This is a genomic window from Sporosarcina sp. FSL W7-1283, assembly GCF_038003105.1.
Lineage (GTDB): Bacteria > Bacillota > Bacilli > Bacillales_A > Planococcaceae > Sporosarcina > Sporosarcina newyorkensis.
On record NZ_JBBOOL010000001.1, the window covers coordinates 3041266 to 3063622 of the forward strand.

The 22357-nt window shown below is 41.2% G+C and carries 18 protein-coding genes; 4 read left to right on the forward strand and 14 right to left on the reverse strand.

Features of this window, described 5'->3' with window-relative positions:
* Positions 1-90: 90 nt before the first annotated feature.
* From nikC to MKY93_RS16015, 6 genes are all read right to left on the reverse strand, one after another.
* Complete coding sequence (gene nikC, locus MKY93_RS15990) at positions 91-987, reverse strand: nickel transporter permease (RefSeq protein ID WP_340760159.1); 897 nt, start codon at positions 985-987, stop codon at positions 91-93.
* Positions 988-1004: 17 nt separating this feature from the next.
* Complete coding sequence (locus tag MKY93_RS15995; RefSeq protein WP_340760161.1) at positions 1005-2009, reverse strand: ABC transporter permease; 1005 nt, start codon at positions 2007-2009, stop codon at positions 1005-1007.
* Between the two features lie 88 nt (positions 2010-2097).
* Complete coding sequence (locus tag MKY93_RS16000; protein WP_340760163.1) at positions 2098-3726, reverse strand: ABC transporter substrate-binding protein; 1629 nt, start codon at positions 3724-3726, stop codon at positions 2098-2100.
* Between the two features lie 14 nt (positions 3727-3740).
* Entirely contained in the window at positions 3741-4742 is a 1002-nt protein-coding gene (locus MKY93_RS16005; RefSeq protein ID WP_340760166.1) for an ABC transporter ATP-binding protein, read from the reverse strand.
* On the reverse strand, positions 4717-5742 hold the full coding sequence (locus MKY93_RS16010) for an ABC transporter ATP-binding protein (protein ID WP_078818416.1): 1026 nt from the start codon (positions 5740-5742) through the stop codon (positions 4717-4719). Before MKY93_RS16010 ends, MKY93_RS16005 begins: the two co-directional genes overlap by 26 nt.
* A gap of 204 nt (positions 5743-5946) precedes the next feature.
* Entirely contained in the window at positions 5947-7884 is a 1938-nt protein-coding gene (locus MKY93_RS16015; RefSeq protein ID WP_340760169.1) for an alkaline phosphatase family protein, read from the reverse strand.
* A 253-nt stretch (positions 7885-8137) separates the two neighbouring features.
* Here MKY93_RS16015 and MKY93_RS16020 point away from each other — a divergent pair, with 253 nt between their 5' ends.
* Positions 8138-8764, forward strand: a complete 627-nt coding sequence (locus tag MKY93_RS16020) for a superoxide dismutase (RefSeq protein ID WP_340760171.1) — start codon at positions 8138-8140, stop codon at positions 8762-8764.
* A 90-nt stretch (positions 8765-8854) separates the two neighbouring features.
* On the opposite strand, the gene MKY93_RS16025 is transcribed toward MKY93_RS16020, so the two are convergent.
* From MKY93_RS16025 to MKY93_RS16035, 3 genes are all read right to left on the reverse strand, one after another.
* Positions 8855-9514 (reverse strand): 3D domain-containing protein, encoded by a 660-nt coding sequence (locus tag MKY93_RS16025; protein ID WP_340760173.1) that lies wholly within the window; start codon positions 9512-9514, stop codon positions 8855-8857.
* A gap of 174 nt (positions 9515-9688) precedes the next feature.
* A complete protein-coding gene (locus MKY93_RS16030) occupies positions 9689-11047 on the reverse strand; it encodes a sodium-dependent transporter (RefSeq protein WP_340760174.1) in 1359 nt (452 codons plus the stop codon).
* A 252-nt stretch (positions 11048-11299) separates the two neighbouring features.
* Positions 11300-12580: a CDP-glycerol glycerophosphotransferase family protein gene (locus MKY93_RS16035; protein WP_340760176.1), complete on the reverse strand. Its 1281-nt coding sequence runs from the start codon at positions 12578-12580 to the stop codon at positions 11300-11302.
* A gap of 147 nt (positions 12581-12727) precedes the next feature.
* Between MKY93_RS16035 and MKY93_RS16040 the strand changes: the two genes are divergently transcribed.
* Together MKY93_RS16040 and MKY93_RS16045 are read left to right on the forward strand one after the other, a co-directional pair.
* On the forward strand, positions 12728-13945 hold the full coding sequence (locus MKY93_RS16040; RefSeq protein ID WP_221837045.1) for a glycosyltransferase: 1218 nt from the start codon (positions 12728-12730) through the stop codon (positions 13943-13945).
* Complete coding sequence (locus tag MKY93_RS16045; RefSeq protein ID WP_340760179.1) at positions 13914-14663, forward strand: HAD-IIB family hydrolase; 750 nt, start codon at positions 13914-13916, stop codon at positions 14661-14663. Before MKY93_RS16040 ends, MKY93_RS16045 begins: the two co-directional genes overlap by 32 nt.
* Before the next feature lie 27 nt (positions 14664-14690).
* Here MKY93_RS16045 and MKY93_RS16050 read toward each other — a convergent pair whose 3' ends face one another.
* From MKY93_RS16050 to MKY93_RS16060, 3 genes are all read right to left on the reverse strand, one after another.
* On the reverse strand, positions 14691-15251 hold the full coding sequence (locus tag MKY93_RS16050) for an integrase (RefSeq protein ID WP_340760181.1): 561 nt from the start codon (positions 15249-15251) through the stop codon (positions 14691-14693).
* 239 nt (positions 15252-15490) lie between these two features.
* Positions 15491-15979 (reverse strand): KGG domain-containing protein, encoded by a 489-nt coding sequence (locus tag MKY93_RS16055; protein ID WP_340760183.1) that lies wholly within the window; start codon positions 15977-15979, stop codon positions 15491-15493.
* A gap of 158 nt (positions 15980-16137) precedes the next feature.
* Entirely contained in the window at positions 16138-16833 is a 696-nt protein-coding gene (locus tag MKY93_RS16060) for a DUF421 domain-containing protein (protein ID WP_340760185.1), read from the reverse strand.
* Positions 16834-17031: 198 nt separating this feature from the next.
* On the opposite strand from MKY93_RS16060, the gene MKY93_RS16065 reads away from it, so the two are divergent.
* Positions 17032-17211 carry a hypothetical protein gene (locus MKY93_RS16065; protein ID WP_340760187.1) on the forward strand — a complete coding sequence of 60 codons (180 nt, stop codon included), beginning with the start codon at positions 17032-17034 and terminating at the stop codon, positions 17209-17211.
* A 339-nt stretch (positions 17212-17550) separates the two neighbouring features.
* On the opposite strand, the gene MKY93_RS16070 is transcribed toward MKY93_RS16065, so the two are convergent.
* Positions 17551-18291, reverse strand: a complete 741-nt coding sequence (locus tag MKY93_RS16070) for a hypothetical protein (RefSeq protein ID WP_340760189.1) — start codon at positions 18289-18291, stop codon at positions 17551-17553.
* 18 nt (positions 18292-18309) lie between these two features.
* Positions 18310-22146 carry a DEAD/DEAH box helicase gene (locus tag MKY93_RS16075; protein WP_340760191.1) on the reverse strand — a complete coding sequence of 1279 codons (3837 nt, stop codon included), beginning with the start codon at positions 22144-22146 and terminating at the stop codon, positions 18310-18312.
* Positions 22147-22357: the final 211 nt, after the last annotated feature.

Sequence of the window (22357 nt, forward strand, 5' to 3'; positions counted from 1 at the left end):
GGTACAGTCCAGCTAATGAATCATCGGCCATTCAATTCTGAAACGCAAAAAATCTTTCCAAGTATACATACTTGAAAAGATTTTTTATCGTTAACTTTTCATTTTCGGATCCAATGCATCACGTAAACCATCGCCCATCAGATTAAATCCTAGAACAGTTAACATGATCGCCAGTCCTGGAAAAATCATCGTCCAAGGGGCATTTTGCAAATAGTCCTTAGAGTCCGCTAACATTTTTCCCCACTCGGGATACGGTGCTTCCGCGCCAAGACCAAGGAAACCTAATGCGGCCGCCTCTAGAATTGCCGTGGCAATTGCTAATGTGCCTTGTACGATAACCGGTGCCATCGAGTTAGGCAAAATGTGCGAGAACAATATCCGTAAATCCTTCATTCCAATCGCCTTTGCCGCGGTAATATACTCGTCTTCCTTAATACTTAACACTTTAGATCGAATCAATCGTCCGAAGTTTGGAATATTGATAATCGCAATAGCTATGAGTGCATTACGCAAACTTGGCCCTAATACAGAGACAATTGCAATAGCCAATAAAATCGAAGGAAATGCGAGCATAATATCGAAGATCCGCGAAATGATCGTATCTATCCAGCGGCCATAGTAACCTGCCACGATTCCTAAAATACTGCCCACAACAATCGACCCGACTACCGAGAAAAATCCAACAGATAATGAAATCCGAGCGCCATGGATAATACGCGAAAAAATATCCCGGCCGAAATCATCCGTTCCAAACCAATATTCTGAAGAAGGAGGCTGCAGCCGATCTGCCATTAGCTGTTCGTTGATTCCTTCTTTCGTCACTAATGGACCAAATAGAGCGAGGAGTATAAAGAAGAGCACTATGGCAGCTCCAACGACCGCCACCTTACTCTTACGAAAACCTATCCAAGCTTCCCGCCAAGGTCCTGTTGTCTTTTCTAATTGCGCTTCTGCAACTCCATCTACCTTAGGCGTTAATTCTGACATGAACTGTTCCCCCTTCCTCAATCATACTTAATCCTCGGATCGATCAATCCATATAGCAAGTCGACGATTAAATTAATCATGACAAAGATAAATGCAACGATCAGGATACCAGACTGTATGACTGGATAATCTCTAAAATTGATCGCGTCATAAATATAACGTCCAATGCCCGGCCATGCGAAAATGGTTTCTGTTAAAATAGCACCGCCTAGAAGCAGGCCCATTTGCAGACCTATGACTGTCAAAACAGGGATAATCGCATTTTTCAAAGCATGCTTGTAAACGACCCAGAACATTTTTTGCCCTTTCGCTCGCGCAGTACGTATATAATCGGAACGCATGACTTCCAACATACTCGAACGGGTCATTCTCGCAATGATCGCCATCGGGATTGTCGCAAGCGCTAACCCAGGCAAGATCAAATGCCGCAGAACTTCCCATAGCTGATCGAACCTGCCTTGTATGAGCGTGTCAATTATGTATAAATGCGTTATGGCTGTAACCGGATCCCGGACGTTTTCACGGCCTGTAGTCGGTAACCATTGAAACTCGATAGCAAAAGCCCACTGTCCCATTAAGCCTAACCAGAAAATAGGCATGGAGACTCCTACTAAAGCTAATATCATCGCTGAGTAGTCAAACCAGGAATTCTGGAACCACGCAGAGATGATTCCCGCGTTGACACCTACAATGACGGCAATAATAATAGCGAATAGTGCCAATTCCAAAGTAGCCGCTAAATAGGGCCAGATTTCATCTGCAACCGGTAGACGCGTACGCATCGATTCTCCCAAGTCACCTTTTAATATACCGCCTAGATAACTAAAGTATTGAGTATACCAAGGCTGATCGAGTCCTAGTTTGACAGTCAATGCTTCTACAGCTTCTATTGTCGCTTGCTGTCCCAAAATAACTTGTGCTGGATTACCAGGAATTGCACGAATCAACATAAAGACTATAAATGTCATACCAAGCAGGACAGGAATTAGCTGTAAAAGCCTTTTAATCGTGTAATTGAACAACTCTTTCACTCCTCCGGCTTATCATATCCATGAATCAAAGAAAGGGAGAATATGAGCTTCTCCCTCTTCTTTATTCATACTTTCTTACTTATTTAAATTCCACGTTAGATAATAAATCAGAGCCAGTAGGATGCGGAACAAAACCAGTTAACTCTTGCACTCCGCCTAACAATGGAATGGAATGCGCAAGCGGTACCCAAGGAGCTTCTTCATGAAGAATTTCCTGTGCTTGCTTATAGAGTTCGTTCCGTTTGTCTTCATCTACTTCTGTTTGCGCTTCTAAGAATAGTTTGTGTGTTTCATCATTTTTGAAATACGTATAGTTGTTACTGCCGATATTATCCTCGTCTAAAAGAACATATAAGAAGTTGTCTGCGTCTCCATTATCTCCTGTCCAACCGAGCATGAAGGCATCTGCGTCCCCTTTTTCAGCCTTCTCCAGGTATGTTGCCCATTCATAGGAAACAATTTTCGCTTTGATACCAACATCAGCCAAGTTGCTCTGGATAACTTCTGCTACTTTCGTTCCATCTGGCATGTAAGGACGCGGAACTGGCATTGCCCATAGTTCCATTTCAAATCCATCTTCAAGACCTGCTTGTTTCAATAGTTCCTTTGCTTTTTCAGGGTCGTATGGATATGCTTTGATGTCTTCGTTATAACCTGAAATGGATGGCGGCATTGGGTTATTCGCAATTTCAGCACGCCCCTCGAAGAATGAATCGATAATCGTTTGTTTATCAATTGCATAGTTTAATGCCTGGCGTACTTCCTTCTTGTCAAACGGCTCACGAGTTACTGTTAATCCTAAGTATCCGACGTTCATGGAAGGACGCTCAAATAATTGCAGCTTGTCATTGTCTTCAATTTTCGCGCCATCTGCCGGGTTAATACCGTCTGCCAAGTCAATTTCACCAGATAATAATGAATTCAAACGAGCAGAGTTATCCGGAATGGATTTAAAAATTACTTTATCCAATTTTGGAAGTCCGTCTTGCCAATAGTCTTCATTCTTCTCAATAGTAATCGTTTCATTTGGTTTCCACTCTACAAATTTAAACGGACCTGTCCCAACAGGATTACGCTCGTACTCATCATCACCCTTTTCAAATGCAGTAGGGCTCGAGATTGCGAACATGCTCATTGCAATATTTTTTAAGAATGGTGCTTGTGGACGTTTCAATTTAATAACAACCGTATGATCTCCATCCGCTGTTACCGATTCGATTATATGATTTTCATCATCTTTGAATCCACCGAACATAGAGTTATAGTATGGGAATGTATCCGCATCACCGTTTGCCCAACGTTCGAAGTTTTTGACGACTGCCTCTGCATTTAAATCTGTTCCATCATGGAATTTAACCCCTTCTTCCAATTGGAACGTGTACATCAGACCATCCTCGCTTGGTTCCCATTCTTTTGCAAGACCTGGTTGAACCGTTGTATCTTGTTCACCGAAATTCAATAATGTTTCAAATAGATTCACTGTAACTTTAAATGTTTCCCCTTCTGTTACACGTGACGGGTCTAGAGAAGTTGAATCTCCACCACGTCCGAACACTAATGTCTTGTTTTCATTTCCACCTGTATCCGCAGCGTCTTTATCTTTATCGCTGCTGCCCTCTTTGTCATCTCCGCCTGAACAAGCTGCTAATGCAGTTGACAGAACGAGAAGCATGATCAAAGCGAACGACCACAGTTTCCCTTTCCTCATACAGATCCCTCCAGTTATTTTTTTCTATCTATATCATCGTTGCCTTCCTGCGTATAAAGATGGCAGGCAACAGAATGACCGGTACTTTCCTCAGCTAAAACTGGTGTTATTTTCGTGCATACATCCATTTTGAACGGACAGCGCGTATGAAACGCACAGCCGCTTGGAGGATTCGCCGGGCTTGGCATATCCCCTTCTATAATGATCTGTTCTTTTTTATAATTTGGGTCCGGTACCGGTACAGCAGACAACAATGCCTGTGTATATGGATGAAGAGGATTTGCATACAACTCTTCGCTTTCCGTGATCTCCACAATTTTCCCTAAATACATTACTGCAACGCGATTGCTTATATGACGTACTACCCCCAGGTCATGCGCAATAAAAATATACGTCAAATTAAATTCCTTTTGCAGATCTTGCATTAAATTTAAGACTTGCGCCTGTATCGATACATCAAGTGCAGAAACAGGTTCGTCTGCGATAATTAATTTGGGATTGGTCATCAACGCTCTGGCAATCCCGATCCGCTGCCGTTGTCCACCACTGAACTGATGGGGATAACGCTTAGCATGATACTCGCTGAGTCCGACAATCTTCAAAAACTCAACTACTTTTTCACGTCGTTCTTTTGCATTGCTGACTCCATGAACAATGAGAGGTTCTTCTAAAATTTTTCCGATTGTATGGCGAGGATTCAAGGAAGCATAGGGATCTTGGAAAACCATTTGGATATCGCGCCGGACTTTCCTTACTTCATTCGCTGACATCGAGTTCAAGTCTCTTCCTTCAAACTCTACAACGCCTTCCGTAGGTTCCAATAAACGCATAATCGTTCGGCCTGTTGTCGACTTTCCACAACCGCTCTCTCCAACAATCCCGAGCGTTTCGCCTTCATTGACGTAAAATGAAATATCATCAATTGCTTTGACGTGACCGACCGTCTTGCCGATCAGGCCTTTACGTATTGGGAAGTACTTTTTCAACCCCTCAACTTTTAGCAGTGGCTTGCTCATCTCGATTAGTCACTCCTTCTTGTTCATCGTATAAAAAGCATCTAGTCTGGTGAACATCGGAGTTTCTATATAGTTCCGGTGTTTCTTCCCAACATCTCGAGAAAGCGCTTTCACATCTAGCTGCAAACCTGCAGCCTTTCTTGATGGAGCCCGGCTTCGGAACATTGCCAGGTATCGAATATAGACGTTCCTTTTTATCCCGCATATCCGGTACAGATTGTATTAAACCGCGCGTATATGGATGACAAGGATTTTCGAAAATCTCCTGTGTCGGAGCTTCCTCTATGACTTGTCCTGCATACATGACAACTACCCGTTCGCATGTTTCCGCCACTACTCCTAAATCATGCGTGATTAATAGGATAGCTGTATTCATCCGCTCATTCAGTTCACGCATCAATTTCAAAATCTGCGCCTGAATGGTTACGTCTAATGCAGTTGTCGGCTCATCCGCAATCAAAACTTTCGGATCGCATACGAGCGCCATCGCAATCATCACACGTTGCCGCATACCGCCCGATAACTGGTGTGGATACTCTTTCATTAATTCTTCCGCACGCGGTAATCCAACTAGCCGCAGCATCTCAATCGCTCGATCTTTAATTTGCTTTTTCGACCAGTTCTTTTTGTGCAGGGAAATAGCCTCAGCCATCTGATTACCAATCGTAAAGAGCGGATTCAAGGAAGTCATCGGTTCTTGGAAAATCATTGCGACATCATTTCCACGAATTTCTCTCATTTCTTTCTCCGTCTTTTTCAAAAGATCCTGATTTTCGAACAGTATTTCTCCCCCGGTAATCTTCCCCGGCGGATTCGGTACTAACTGCATGATTGATAGAGATGTTACACTCTTTCCACAACCTGACTCCCCGACGATTCCTAAGACTTCACCTTCTCTTACATAAAAGTCCACATGATCTACAGCTGGAATTTCCCCAGAATCTGTGAAAAAGGTCGTCTGCAAATCTTTTACTTCTAGTAGTTTCTGCCTTTCTCTCATTTGCTCACCTTTTTTCTTTTTTCTGAAATGATTCATTAATCACTATTATACTTTTTTTCTAATTAAACACAAGATGCTTTTTTGAAAAATATTATTTCTTAAAAAGTTATGTAAATATAGGAAACGCACAGGTAAACGTTCTACCTGTGCGTTTCATAAAAGTATTGATTTCTAATACTTATATATATTCTATTAATTGAATAATTATTCTAAACTCAAAATTGGTTTACCTTCTACAAATTCAGGTGTTTGCAAACCTAATAATTCATATAGACTTGGTGCAATATCTGTCATGGAAATCCTTTCTGTCATTTCGCCAGATTCAATCATGGGACCAAATGCGTAAAGTATAGGACGTAAGCTTTTTCTTTCGGGATTTCCACCATGACTTCCCAATTCCTTTGTCGGTTCAATTGCAGTTTTTGCATCTTTCCCCATTAAAAATCCAGGGGCAGCAGATAGCAGGATATCTCCGCTATTTTCGTTGTTCACTTCATCATAGTCCGGCATCCCTTTTACCCACACTTTTTCATACGGATTCAAATTGGACGAGTCTTGCTTAGATAATATGGACGAAGTTGGATAAGTGTAGTTAAATGTAGTTCGACCAGTTAACCATTGGAAAACTGGTGCGCCTTCTGGTGAAGGTTTAGCGATGGAGGAAGAGAACATTTCCCTATTTTGAAATACTTTCATTGCCTCTCGCTTTACATTTTCAAATTCCTCAGGCTCCACGATTCCCTTTTTCTCTCGTCCTTTCAAATTCACATAGACATGGGCAATTGTACCGCTTGCTTCCGCATAGGCTTTTGTTTTGGAAGTAATGATTTTTCCATTCTTATCTGTTGCTAGCAACCCGGCTTTTTCAAGTTCTTTGTTTGGTGAAAGTCTAGTGTGAATCGGTTCCAAACCATGGTCGGAAACAAGCAATAAATGATCATTGTCATTGAGGTCATCCGTGATACGTCCAATAGTTAGATCTGCCTGTTGAAACGCCCAACTGACATATGCTTCTTTTTCCTGAACATTCTCTATTGTATAGCCCGGCTGCGCAGGGTCTCTCAGCAAAAAGTTATGCAATTCGTTATCTACATGGGGATAATAATAAAATAACAAGTCAGGTTCATATCGTTCTTTTATATACAAGCTGACATCTGTCACCCAGTCTATAAATCGTTCCCCCGCCTGTTCATATTCTTCCCTTGAAATATCTCCTCTTTCAAATGCGTCAATTTCATCCGCCGCTGGATAGAAACCGAATTCGGAAGCTAGTTCATTCCCAAATTGTTCTGGACCTCTATAAATACCTCCCATGACGGTTCCTTGGAAGAGTTGCAGTTCATCTATTTTTTGGGAATTCCCTTTAAATTTCACATAGAATCCGGCACTATCCACCGAAGGGAGATTCAATGGAACAGCTATCCAGTCCTTTAAAGAAACTTGTTTTCCTATCTTTTTTTGATCCGTCGATAAATATATCAATGGTTCTTTCCCTTTATTTTCAGACACCGCTAACACAAACAACTGCTGTGCCGGAAAATCCTTAATATCCAGTGAAATTACTGCTTCCTGAACGGCGGAATCGTCAGTAGGTAATTGATCTATCCGGCCATCATCAATCGGAGCAAATTCCAAATCATGCAATTTGGATTTCGCCAACGTACCATCCGAATAAACAGCATATGTAGCCGCTGATGCGTTATCAGGATTTGAATCCGGAAAAGCTACTGTCGCTGTAACGTCCCCTTGTTTTCTAGCTTCTTTCCAAACAGGTGTCACACCTAAAGTTTGGGAGAATCCACTCTGGTCATCTTTCACTTGTTCACCTGTAGAATGAAATTGATTACTAACTATACCTGTATTTGACGGACTAGCTCCTGTAGCCAGAGTTGCGTGAGAGGGTGCCGTTAATGAAGGCATGACTGTGACGCAATCTGTTGCAAAGGCTGCTTCCTGTTCGAACTTCTCAAGATTCGGCATGAGTCCTTTCTTCTTATAACGCTGTGTATCCATATAACCCATTCCATCAAATGAGACCACACTTATTGTTCCACTCGTTTTATCCGCGGCAGCAGACTGGTTAGCAAGAGGGCTCAAACTAATTAATATTACTGTGAAATAGAAGATCATTCGTTTGTTCATTAAGATATCCCTCGCTTTATAAAACTATTCCCTGCGAGAAAAAAGGTAAACTTGCTAACAAGGATATTCAACTAATGTAACTTAATTCATCTAAATTCACATTAAACAATTACCAGTTCTTTCGATTCATTTATGAGACAGCCTATGAAAAGTCTTGCTATCTTTTAGATTTTATATTAAAGTTGCCCTAAGGAAACTTTATTTCCTTAGGGCAACTTTTAACTTTCTAAATCGTTTCTTTGGAGGTGAAAATTTGAAGCCATTTATTCTTCCTGATTTGCCGTACGCAGTTGACGGTCTTGAACCCTACATCGATGCCCGCACATTGGAAATCCATCATGGCAAACACCACCAAACGTATGTCAACAACCTGAATGCTACATTGGAAAACCATACAGAGCTTCAGTCTAAATCTCTTGAATCCTTATTGACTGATCTTGATCAGGCTCCAGTTGACATTCGGACAGCTGTTCAAAATAACGGCGGCGGACATTATTGCCATAGCTTATTCTGGGAATCCATGACCCCGAAAAGTAAAGGTAAACCGACAGCGGACATTAAGCGAGAAATTGAAAAGTACTTTCAGACGTTCGATAACTTTCAAGACTTACTGTCCAAAGCGGCCATCCAGCAATTCGGCAGTGGATATGGATGGCTCGTATTGGATCAAGGCGAGTTATCCATTATGAGCACACCAAACCAAGATACGCCTTTGAAAGATGGAAAAACACCGCTACTCGTGATCGATGTATGGGAACATGCCTATTATCTTGCATATCAGAATCGTCGTCCCGAATTTATTCAAAATTGGTGGCACACGGTTGACTGGGACGTTGTAAATGAACGTTTCCTGCAAGCAAGCAAAACAGCGGCAAATTAAATTCCTTTTCTTTATTTCTAGTTTTACCCTACACTCCAGTTTAGGGCTGCTTGATCTGCAGAAATACAGATCGGGCAGCCCCTTTTTTCGTCAATCCAAAATCCGTATCTTAACTTGTTTCACGCCCCATTCCATTGCACGATCATAAGATGGAATGAATACGTCTATTTTATTGCCTTTAATTGCTCCTCCTATATCTCCCGCAATCGCTTCACCGTAATTCTCCACCCAAACTTTTGAACCGATAGGAACCACTTCTGGATCCACTGCGATCACTTTTTGGTCGGGATTGGTCCGCAAATTTTGCCCAGTATACGTCGTGCCCGAACAGCCTTCGCAATAAGCTGTATAAGCTGTAGCGGTCATCGTCAGTTCTTTGGGCGTCGATTGTTCTGCTGCGACAGACTGTACAGGCTCAGTTTCCTTCTGTTTTACTTGATCTATCACTGAAAGTTTATTAGGATTCGAGACTACTATCAGTTCATCGCCCGGATGAATACTATCCGTTGTCATCCCATTCCATAACTTCAATGTTTCTACCGAAAGACCTTGATTAAAGGCGATCCGATATAAAGTGTCGCCACTCTTTACTGTATACCTTTCTGTCTTTTCAGGACTATTCTGTTTTTCCAAAAGACTTACTTTCAATAGCTCTCCATCCGGCGCAATCCCAAGCTCCACAGCCTGAACATTTACAGGGCTTAAAAATAAAATCATAACTGCCAATACACTTATAGTTAACCTCAACATGCTACTCCCTCTTTCGTTCTAAGATTTCCCCACAGTCTTACCAAACTATTTACTTCTCATACGAAAAGACGGATTATACTACACTTGTAAAGATTTTATTATTCTCGAATCAAAAAACAAGTGATGAAAACCAATTGGTTTTCATCACTTGTTTACATTTCAGAACTTATTCTTCTATCTCACTATTCCCAAGGTATTCAAGAATACAACGACAATCGTTAAAGGGACAATCCATTTCATCAGAAAATTCCATAAAGGATAATAGCCTTGAGATTTCTGGCTCATCAGCGTAAATTCCTCGCGCACTAACACTTGATCCATTCGTCGTATTATGAAGATCGCAATTAACAGACTGCCTGAAGGCAACAAAATATTACTGACCAAGAAATCCGTCGCATCGAATATACTTTTATCGAACAGAAGGACACCTGACAAAGTACTCGACGAAAGTGCAGATGGAATTGCAGCCACAAACACCACAATACCTATCAGCCATGTAACCATCTTTCGCGAACGTTTTCCGCTCGCTGTCATTGCTGCCACAATGATTTCATATAAACTAAACGATGAAGTCAATGTTGCAAATAAAAACAGAATCAAGAATAATGCCAAGAACACTTGCCCTAGCGGCAATTGAGAAAAGACTGCCGGCAGTACTATGAATAATAATTCAGGACCAGCTGCAGGCTCTTGTCCAAATGCAAATACTGCCGGGAAAATAGCCAAACCAGCCAACAGAGAAACGAATATATTCATCCCTACAACAGAGGTTGCCGAAGACGTCAAACTGACATCTTTTTTCAAGTATGAACTATACGTGACCATACATGAAAAACCGACGGCTAGAGAGAAAAATGATTGTCCGAGAGCGTATAGCACCGACTCCCTAGTAATACTCGAAAAGTCAGGCTTCAGGAAAAATGAAACACCTTCCATTGCTCCGTTCAACGTCAGTGAACGCACAACTAGAATAATAAAGAAGATAAAAAGCAACGGCATCATATATTTATTCGCCTTTTCGATACCGTTCTGGATGCCAGAAGAAACCACCCATACATTGACAATCGTAAACAGCAACAGTCCGATTAATGTAGTGATTGGCGAACCGACAATTGAACCGAACTGCTCTGAGTAGGAGGCCCCTTCGCTGATGATCTTGCCTGTAACCGATAACCCGCTGTAGACGAATACCCATCCACCTACAACACTATAAAAAGAAAGCAAGAGAAAACAACCTGCGACTCCCAACCGGCCAATCCATGGCCAAGCACTCGCAGGAGCCAGCTTTTTGTAGGCACTGATCGCTTCTTTCCCGGAACCTCGTCCAATAATGAATTCTGAAATCAGCATCGGCAATCCAATCAAGATAGTGAACACCACAAACAACAAGAAGAATGCTCCTCCGCCGCTCATCCCTGTTACATACGGGAACTTCCAAATAGCCCCCAGGCCAATCGCCGCACCGGCCGACGACATGATAAATCCAAGTTTTGATGACCATTGTTCTTTACGCTGATCCACTGCCTCACCCATTTCCCTTTATCTTTATTCAGCAGAAGACTCCCACCTTTAGAGGTGGTGTGTGATATCTTGTTCAGTGGGTATTCAAGCGCCTGCTGAACAGAGAAGTACGCAGGCTAAGATCGCCACATCCTGTGACAACGCCTGCATGATCAACATCCTGTTGACCTAAGCCTCCGGTGGGTGTCACAGATTTTGTATGGAGTTAATTGTGCCAGCACAATTCAAAATCCGGACTCAATTACGCCGAGGCGTAATTGATTTCTACTTATTACAGTTATACTGTACTGCTTCATTGGAAACAAGGGGAAAATCGTCTGGTAAGGCATGTTTGTCTTTAAAACCCGTCCGTTTAGTTACATAGTGCTTGCTGAATAACTCAGTCGCCAAGCGTTCACAGTTTTGCTGATCGAAGAAATCAATATAGTTCGCAGCCTTGTCGAAATATGGATTATCATATTTTTTATCATTTAGAACATGTGATAAGTACGATAAAACTTCATTCTGCGTGTTCGCCTTATAGCCATATAAATCCTTATCTAAATCCAAATACGAACCACGATTAGACAAAAATTCCTTTTGATCAAAGGTATAGAAAATAATCGGTTTATTCATATACAGGAAATCCCATGAAATGCTGGAATAGTCCGTTATAAGCATATCCGCTTCATTTAACTCTTCCATGACCAAAATTTCTCCGAAACTAAAAAAAGACATACGCTCATTCATATATCCATCCATCCGAAATTGGTCTTCATATTTTTTCATGAATGGATGCAGAATAACACGCAATTCCAATTGATGATCAGTAAGCAAGGACTGCAATTTTTCACTTTTCAGAAGTCCGACCGTAGCTTGAAAATACTCACTCTCTTGAAATTCTTTTTCCGATAAATCAAACAGCCATTCTCTCCAGGTGAGCATCAACATCAATCGTTTCATATGCACAGGAGGTTCATTCGGAGGCAAACGATCAAAACGAGCCATCCCTGTAATAATCAGCTTTTCCTCAGGCATCTTCCATTCATTCCGTTTAATTTCATACTCATAATTAGATGCACAGTTAAAATAATTGCATCTCTTCAGTAAAGGAACATCTTCTTTCTGGATTAAAATCTTTTTAAAACATTCAATTCCGTGGCTAATATGAAGCATCTCTGCCTTCTTGTTAAGGAAAATATAACGGTCCATAAATGGCGCGAGGTCATAAATAATTGAATGACCATGGACGGTATAGCTTGCTCTGAAAAACAATAAATAATTCCGAAAGCTGCCAAGCGGAACTGCGTGTGGAATCGCATGCTGATTTATGTAGTCGAATTTCGGATCATACATCCAGTATATTTTCATTTGTTCTGTATAATTATTCACTAAATATTGATGGAAGACAGCGGCGTTATCTTCATACTTTTCTCCTAAATTCCCTCCAACCAACACAATGGTTTCCCTGTCATTTCTATAAAATATTTTTACTAGTAAATAGGCGATCCATATCTTAATAGTACACCAACATGCAAGAATTATATTGTGGTCTTTCAGCCTCATTCTATCGCCTCCTTTATTCCTTCTTCTTTACCCTTTTTCGATAAATTTAAACAGTTCATGTTTCACTTACCATGTTCAGGGAATAACAAGATAGGCACAGCTACTTAAAAATTTAAAGAATACAAGATAAGAGAGGAGAAAAAAGACTTGAAAAGAAAAATATTATTCATCTCAGATCACGGCGATCCCCTTGAGCCATTGGGTAGTGAACAAGCAGGCGGGCAAAATAATTACGTCAAACAGCTCGCACTTGCACTAGAAAAAGAAGGATACTCCGTTGATGTTGCTACACATTGGAATAGTCTTTCAACTCCCCAAATAGAACATTTCGGTGAAGCGTGTCGTGTTATACGAATTGCAGCGGGAGAGCAGAAATATGTTCCAAAGAGCAAGCTATTTCAACTAATGCCTGATTTTTATAGGGAGCTCGCTGCTTCAGTTCCTTTATACTCCTACGATTTAATCCATACACATTATTGGCTTTCCGGTTTAGTCGGTTCCTTTATTAAAGAGGATTATCAACTACCCTGGGTTCATACGAATCATTCACTCGGCATTGCAAAGAAGAAAGCTACGGGCAATTCGGAAGCACTTCGGTTACTAACAGAAAAAATGATACTTAGTACCGCTGACCATATAGTTGCCACATCGAAAACAGAGAAGGAATTGATTCAGCAATTTGTGGACAAGCCTGCAACTACACATGTGATTTCAATCGGAGTTGACAAAGCATTCAAGCCTTCCCAACGGATTCCGAAAGTCCAGCCATACTTTGCTTTTGCAGGCAGACTGCAAACAACGAAAGGTATCTATACATTACTAAACGCTTTTAAACTGCTAATTCGCAAAGAACGTTTGTCTTCACACCCTAATCTGCTTATCGCTGGAGGGAGTCAAGATAGCGTGGACCCTCTAAATCAACTGCCTCGAAGCGAGAAATTGCGGACGGCCCTCAAAGGTATTGAACATCGAGTAAAATTTATTGGTCCTCAAAGTCAACAACAGTTGGCTAAATTATTCAACAATGCGGTTGCAACGATTGTTCCCTCTTATTACGAATCGTTTGGAATGGTAGCAGCCGAGGCTCAGGCATGCGGCAGTCCGGTAATTGCCTCAAAAGTGGGCGGATTACAAGATGTAGTGAAGCATGAGTTAACCGGCTTGCATGTCAAACATAAGAACCCCGCACAATTGGCAGAAGCAATGACTATTCTTCTGCACAACCCTTCATATGCCAAAGCTCTTGGACAACGTGCAGCCGTATATGCACAGCAAGAGTTTAACTGGTCAGTACTGGCTTATAAAATGGCCAATTTATACAAAGGAGCGTATTATGAAGAAAAAATCGTACTTGCTGGCGACTGATTTGGATAACACGTTGGCAGGTGATCCGGCAGCACTCACAGCTTTATTTGAATTTCATGAGGAGTCTAAGGTAGAACCAGCACTCATCTATGTAACAGGAAGACATTTGGATTCTGCTTTACAATTGATGGAGGAGGAACCGCTTCCTCTACCTGATTTGTGGATCACCGATGTAGGCACGTCCATCTATGAGGCAACTACTCTGGAAGAAGATTCGAAGTGGCATGACTGGGTAAATGAAAACTGGCAACCTTCAAGTATTCTTCGTGTAGCCAGCAGATTTCCTTTTCTGCATCGGCAAGACTTGCCCCATACGAAACGAATTTCGTTTACAGTAGAGCCGGGACATGCCGAGTCTGTCCATCTCTTTGAAACGGGACTAAAGAGCGAAGGTATTCCACACCATTTCGTCTTCAGTTCCGACCGGGACGTGGATCTGTTACCTGAACGAAGCGGCAAAGGAGCTGCAGTGGATTATGCGCTGCGTCAATATGCGGCTCAAGATGTTAACGTCTTGTTAGCCGGGGACTCAGGAAACGATGCACAAATGCTTTCATTACCTTATCCAGCTGTAATTGTAGGAAATGCACAGCAGGAATTGGATGAACTCCCTACACACCCATTAATTTACCGGGCAACCACAAATTTTGCAGGTGGTATCCAAGAAGCTTGGGATTATTTTTATGATTTTTCAGGCATAAAAAAACCAATTGGTTAACTAAACTGACCAATTGGTTTTTTATATTTAACACGCCAGCTCGATGTTCGCCTGCCGTTTAAGTTCTTCATAATAATATAAGTCCTCTTCGTAAACCATTTCATACGTAGCGAGACTATTTTTACGTATTTGTTCAAAACATTCAGTTTCGATCAAGCCATACTGCTCATTCAAACGAGCTGCATTTTCCCAAGCCGTTTCTTCGAACACCTTATTCATTAGATCTTCTTCTATGAGCATTCCAAGGAGGTCAAGATCTTTAAATATTTGATTTATCGTAAAACTTTTCCTCATCGTAAAAAATTCTAATGTTTTTGTTAACGATGCCTCTAATGCCTCTTGATCCATCACATGACCAAGCTCATGCAAAGTGATTGTCTGCACATATGTTTCAATCGTGCAAAACGGTGCCATCTCTTGATGTGCTGTTGCCAATCGCTTCGTATCATACCCTATATATTTGCCAATAAAGTTATAACTCATATTTACACCATCATGAACTTCACGAATTGGAACATCCATTTGAACTTTCTTCATAACAGCAAAAACCAACTGATACAATTGATCAGACACTAGTTGATTGTTCATTCTCGTTCTTCCCTTTTTTATCTGTCTTTTTACTTTATCAATATAACAACAACGCTATAATACTAGTAGTATATACCCCCAAAAGATATTAATCAATATTTTTTTACTTATAGTAGTAAAATTGACACAAGTAGAAGTTGCTCTACATTATCCGACAACAAAAAAGGGTATTCTAGAATCGTTTCAATCGATTCTAGAATACCCTATTTGTTAGATTATTAGGTTGAGAAAAATTTAACTTATTTCTCGTCGCTGTTATTATTTTTACGCTGTCTGGCACGAGCTTCTCCGCCTTTACGGCCAGCTTCTTCACGGCTCATCTTGCCATTGTTGTCATTATCGTTGTCATCGTTGTTGTTGTTACTTCGATTCTTTGAACGCGCTTCTCCGCCTTTGCGGCCAGCTTCTTCTTGGCTCATTTTGCCGTTGTTATTACTGTTGTTACTCTGTTCGGCACGTGCCTCTCCGCCTTTACGGCCGATCTCTTCATAGAATTCACGATCGTGGTTTTCGGCTGTGGCTTCTCCACCTTTACGACCAATTTCTTCATAAAATTCGCGGTCATGATTCTCGGCTGTTGCCTCTCCGCCTTTACGGCCGATTTCCTCGTAGAATTCGCGGTCATGATTTTTAGAGGTAGCTTCTCCACCTTTACGTCTCGCTTCTTCAAGAGTCATTTTGTTGTTGCTGTCTTTGTTGTTATTGTCGCGATTGTTTCGGTTAGCCATTAGTACTTCCTCCTAGCGATTTTTTAAAATTTTTAGCTCGTCGACAAGCTTAGTAGTTATATTCCCAGTTCGCCAGTTTCTAAACAAAAAAATACGTATTTACTTCGAATCGGTATAAAGAATTATCAAAGAAAATGTACAGTCTAACTATCTAACTACTATTTCTTATCGATTATCTCTTGGCGTGTCCTAATAAAAAAACCTTCTGTTTTCGACCATTCACAATACAGGATTTGTTTTAAATCAGTATACTTTTTTTCTTTTAGCTGTTCACGCAACCATTCTTCAGTCTTATCGATAAATTGCAGTGTTTCATGTTTCACTTTACCTTGATCAATTAACAATACGGATGGATCTTCTTCAGGGATATTCAATTTCATATCTCCTGCGGTAACCGACTTATATTGTGCATATTGATTGATTGAAAATTCACCGCTCGGCTCCACGTATAAATCCTTCACTTCCCGCAGTGAAAAAATCCCTTGCCTTCTCAACATCTCACGGAGCTGTTCCATATCCAGCTGATTTTTACTGATCAAATGCATATTGAGCTTGCCATCCCCTATAATTTGATCAGGCGAACCTTTCAACAGCTTGCGAAATACATTGAATTTCATCGCCAACCTTTCTATTAAGTAGATCATGACTGCCCATACGCTAATAGAGAAGATAAAGTGAAGTAGAGTAATCTTTTTATCATATAAACTTTCTTCTAGAATCCCTCCAAATACAAGCAAATACACTACATCATATGGAGTGATTTGCGCTAATTCCTTCTTCCCCAGTAACCGAAGAATGAAAATGAGCATTAAAATACCAACAGCGAGCTTTGCTGCGTTTAATCCATATTCCATTTGAAGTCCTCCTCACTATATTCGTAAAGCAGCTAACATAGTAACCAGCTAGTAAGCTACTAAGCCTATTCCCCTTTTTCAGTTTGCTTAGTCTTTTGTGTTCCATTAATCTGCTTTCTACTTTTTAAAGCAACTCGTATAATTTTCTGAAGAACAGCCAACTTATATTGATTTCAACTTTAGAAAGGAGCGATCAACATGGGACGAGACGAACATACAAAGGGCAGTAATGCTTCAAGTTCTCTTCCGCAGACGCCGAAGAAACAAAAAATCATGCCTGGCGATATGAAAGAAGAAATTGCAAAAGAATTAGCGGAACTTCGGAGAGATCCCAAATCTTCGGGAGCAACTCGAGGGAAATCTTCTCGTTGGCCCTGATCCATCTTGGTATTACACGTTTCTATTTTGGGATAAATGAAATTCATCTATTCAAAAAGGAACACCCGACTTTTCAGGGTGCTCCTTTTTGTGTTGAGAAAGCATTTTATCTTTTTCTTTGAATTGCTGGAAAGGCTAAATGTGCGGTGTGAAGCCTGTTTAGTACGTTCAGAGTGTAGTTTGGTTCGGTTTGGCTTAATAAATGTGCGGGCTTGAAGTAGTTTCGTTCGGTTCTGAATGGTTTTGGTGTAGCGCCATGCAGTATTGGTGTGATTCTTGCTTGGTCACAGAAAAGAAGGACGTCACTAAAAGAGTTTTCTAACTTTCAGGACAGTCTTTTCAACTTTGTGATGTAAGAGGATCCATTTCTTCTATATACTTTTCAAGAACTTCATCCCATTGTTCCGTGAGCGTATTCCAAACTCTCGTAAAATAGACTTTTTCGACACGATTGTATACTAAAAACTCCATGCAAGGGATGAGTTTATCCGCTAGTTGAATAGGTGTTTCTATTTTATCCACTACCATTTGCAAGGAACCTTCCGACGTTTCCGTCTCAACAGAAAGCAGCGCTATGCGTAACAGTTCTCTATCGAGGTTTTCAACGTCGTGAACTTGTTTTTTTGCAAGACGAAATAGCGGGACTTTTGCAGTAAGAATATTTTCTTTTTCTTCACATACTATCTCCCTGTGAGACAAACTATAATAAAAGTTCTTTTCATTTTTTTCAGGGGGATGCTCATAGACCCCTGATTGTAGCTGTTCCACCCCAATCTTCGTCAGTTCAAAGATTCCCTTTCGCTGCTGTATCATTTTTGTCCGTTGCATCTTCTCGAATAAATCCTTTACAAACAACGGCTCCACCGCAAGAAAATCCGCAATGGTTTTTGGCTCCGTAACATCTAACTTTTGTATTGTCAGTAAAATCATTTTCATCAAGATATCCATCGTCGTACGTTTGATTGTCGAATATGGTACTTTTACAAGCTGTACAGGTAATCCCCAACTGGCAGACTGCTTTATTTGCAAGTCGGGTTGCTGCTGTAACTCTTTCTGTAATTTCTTCCGCAGCGAGTCCACGTGCTCACCTTTCTTTCTTTAGCCTTCCATTTTTACAAGACGACCATGTTGCTCAACAATTTCTTGTAGCTGGCTGTACATTTCACGTGTAGACTTATTTTTCGTTTTGATTGTGAACATTTCAGAACTTCCTACTATAATTAGCAATTCTCTAGCTCTGGACAATGCCACATTCAACCGGCGATAGTCCTTAGCAAAACCGATCTCTCCACTTGGGTCTCCATGATTTCGGACGAAGCTCAAAATGACGACGTCCATTTCCATTCCTTGAAATTTATCAACAGAGCCTGTTCGGCAATGCAGCTGTTTCGGCCGCAGTTCCTGTTGGATCAATCGATCAATTTGCTTCACTTGTTCGCCGTAAAAGCTGATGACGCCGACACTCTTTCTGTCTTCTGTTTTTATCCGTCCTTCCAGCTTCGCCTGTTCTGTCGCTTGCTCCAGCTCAAGCATTGTATTTCGGATAATTTGGAGTTCCGATTCATTAAACCGACTTGTTCCGCCTTTTAATTTGTCTTCGTAAAATGAAGGTTTATTCGGTGTGTCCAACCATAGTAAATGATCGTCTCGTGTGAACATGGAGCTCTCCAGTAGATGGTCGCGCATTTGATCTGAATCGGGCAATCCGCATTGCAATTGGTAATTCCCTTCCTTATAAAAAGGTGCTATCGTCTCCATGATTCGTTCATGCATACGATATTGGATGCTGAGCATCGTTTTATTCTGCTTAGGCAGCGTTCTGAATAACCTTTCGAATAAAGATTCATTCAATAGTTTTTTCATCTCACGCTGGACTTCCGCGTCTTTTTGCTGATCCACCAGCTCATCCATTGTCTCTTGTCCGACTAACGGCGGCAATTGATGGTGGTCGCCAACGAGAATGACTTTTTTCCCTTTCAGCATAGGCAGCAACAATTCAGGCGGTGTCGCTTTCGAAACTTCATCAATAATGACCACATCGAACATTGGATATTCTTCCATGAATTTTTTCGAGGCGGAAGCGACACACGTAGTGCCAATCACATTCGCGTGTTCGACATAGAGCTTGCGTATTTCATCAAGGTCATAGTCATTGGCGTCTTTCAAAAGGAGTTCCCACTGTGCTTGTAATTCCTGCAGGACCGGCAATTGTTGGCGCTCTTTGCTTAATTCCTGAAGTTGGTGTTCCGTCTCACGGAGATCATTCACAGTTCGCGATAATTGGTGTTCGACATCTGAATTCATTTGTTCAGCCAGCGCGGCAATACGTTCTTGCAACTTCTCGCTTTCTTGCTGCTGTTGTTGCTCAGTGGCCTCTAGCATCTCAAGTTGGTGTTGGTGCTCTTCTAACTGTTTTTCAGTTTCCAGTTGCTGTTGTTGCATGATTTGCAAAGATGCAGTCGATTGGTTAATTTCTTGTAATTGTTGCTGACAACCGAAAACCTCTTTCTCATTTACACTGATTTCGTAAGACAGCTGCTGCTCTTCCCACTGGACTTCAGGCGGGTCATTCTCGTTCAGCCAATCCTCCAGCTGTTGTTGAATGTCTTCCTGTTGCTTCAGCAATTCAGCTTCTTGTTGCTGCAAGTGCAGCTGTTTTTGGGCGATGTCACGCTGTTGTGTTTTTAAAAATTGTAGTACTTCATTTTTCACTTCATTAAACAGCTGTTTTACCGTTCGTATTTGTTGTTGCTGGATTTCGGCTCCCTTAGTCCGTACGATTTCTTCTTTTCCATAAAACAATGACATTCCTTGCGCTATCTTTTTTAAAATCTCTGTTTTTGCTGAAGATGCGCCTGGCGTTTGCAATATTCTTTTTGTAGTCGGGTCAACTAAGAATCTGCCAAGTCGATCGATCATCTCGTGCATTTCCGGAAGTGTAGTGAAGTGATCTGTAGAGCGCTTTTCAAGCGTGGCAATTGGATAACGATGTGTCAGCAAAAGCTGTTCTGTTTTTTCGATTGCCGTCTGAAATCGTTCGTAGAGCTCTTTCCACTCTTGAAATTCGTATGAAAACCCGCCTGATGAAATTGTTTTAATTAGGCGTTGCAATTCATTAATCTGTAAGACGATGTGGATGGGTAGTTCTATCTGCTGTGCGGAAAGTGTTTTTTGCAGGATGTCCATTTTAGTGATAGGAATAACTTGTTCGTGCGCTGCTTTCAATGAACTTTCCTTAGCCGGTAATTTTTTTAGTTGCACTCTTAATTGCCGATATAAATCTGTTGCATTTTGCAACTTACCTCGCAACTCAACATAAAGTAGAGCTTGCCTTAATCTCCTCAGCCCATTTTGTAAAACCGCCAGCCGCTCCGTTACTTTGGCGGTATCAGACAATCTGTTCAGCTTAGATTGCAACTCAACAATTTCTCTCGTCTTCTGTGACAGTTGCTGTTCTAATTGTTGGACTGTTCTCCGATGTTCCGAAAGTTGCTGAGACAGCTGTCCAAAAGATTGTTGCTGAGCTGTGCGCTTGCTTCTTAGTTCACTTACTTGTTCTCGAAGAAGCTTTTGCCGGACAAGCTCTTCCTTTAAATCTTTTTCCGCTTCCGATTGCTTCTGTATTATCCGTTCCAGCTGATCGGATTGGTGCTGCATTTCAAGATCCTTCGTTTTATAAATGGCCCGAGTCGCTTGCACAGCTTCTATTGTTTCATTTCGCCAATTCAACGCTACATTCTCTTCTATGAATCGTTTGCCTTCTTCTTCAATGCTTTCCGAGCGCCCATATCGCAATATACGAGTCGCCGGATCCGTCAACAAACGGCCAAGTGCGTTGTCTACAGCTAGATTGGATTGGGAGGCGACAAGTGTACGTAACCCTGCTTTAACGTTCTGATAGCAGATTTCAGAAATCACTGTCGTTTTACCTGTGCCGGGTGGTCCTTGTATAACGAAGAGATCATGCGCCTTCATGGCACCTGTTACTGCTTCCCTCTGAAATTCATTCAAATTATTATGGAACTCGAGGTCAGGATTTTTATTATTGATCTTTACTACAGGTCGTTCTTCAAATAAAACTTTCTCTAAATTGGCATTCGCCGCCAGACCGTCTTGTAAATCTTTAAACCCTTTTCGCAGCCTTCTGATTTGACTCAGTTCAGCAAAATTTGTCAGTACTAATTTTTTATTGTTTTTCGGCAGCCATTGCTCTTGCCGTGATCTTTTTTGAAATCGCTGATTCAGTTCAACTACAATGATTTTTTGGGATTTTTGGACATCGACGATTTGGCCGATTTCAGTCGATAGCTCCAGTAATTTCACACTGAAGCCTCTGAGCTGCTTCCAATTTTTCGTTTGTAAATCTCTGCAATGAAGACGCAACTTCGTGAAATCACTAGTAAAACTAGCTTGCGTGAATGTGCAGGAAATATCTTCTACGTCCGCGTTTTTCTCGGCAATCTGCAGATAACCTTCCCAACTTTCAATTCGCTTCTTCACGTATTCCGAACGCTCTTCCGCTATTGGCAATTCACGCATTTTTGTGTAGAACTGAATCGGCAAGGCAACACCCGCTCGATTCAAACGGAATTTCACCGCCGTATGAAGCCGCCGGTTTGTCTGGACAGGTTCTTTCGCTCCCCTGACATGAAAGCCCGTGGCGACAAAGCCATCAGGTTTCAGTACACATTCCATCACCGCTACACGCTGCTGGACTTCTTTTGCGAACTTTTTATTCGTATCCGGATCAAAAAACAGGGAATAGGATTGATTCCCTTGTCGATTGGCTGGTTTTTTTTCAATATGTATATCGAAAGCAGACTCAGACGAGACCAATGCCTGCTCATTCAAAAACCACTGTTCTATACCTTGACGAGCATTTTTTGTAATTTCAAGACTGCAAGAAATAGTTTCCGTCGTATTTATAGAATTCATCGAATGAAATTCTTTCTATTATAGGGCTCTTGTACAGCAAGATGGATGTTCATGCTTTTCCCTGTTAATTCCTTGTTCAAAGCTCTCACCTCAGTCCTATATTATAGATCAAAAACCAAGTTACCGCGAGCAAGAAAGAACTTTAAAAAGAATTCCAAATAAAATTTAAAAAGATGTTTACCTTTATTTTTGCCAGGGTATACAAATACCA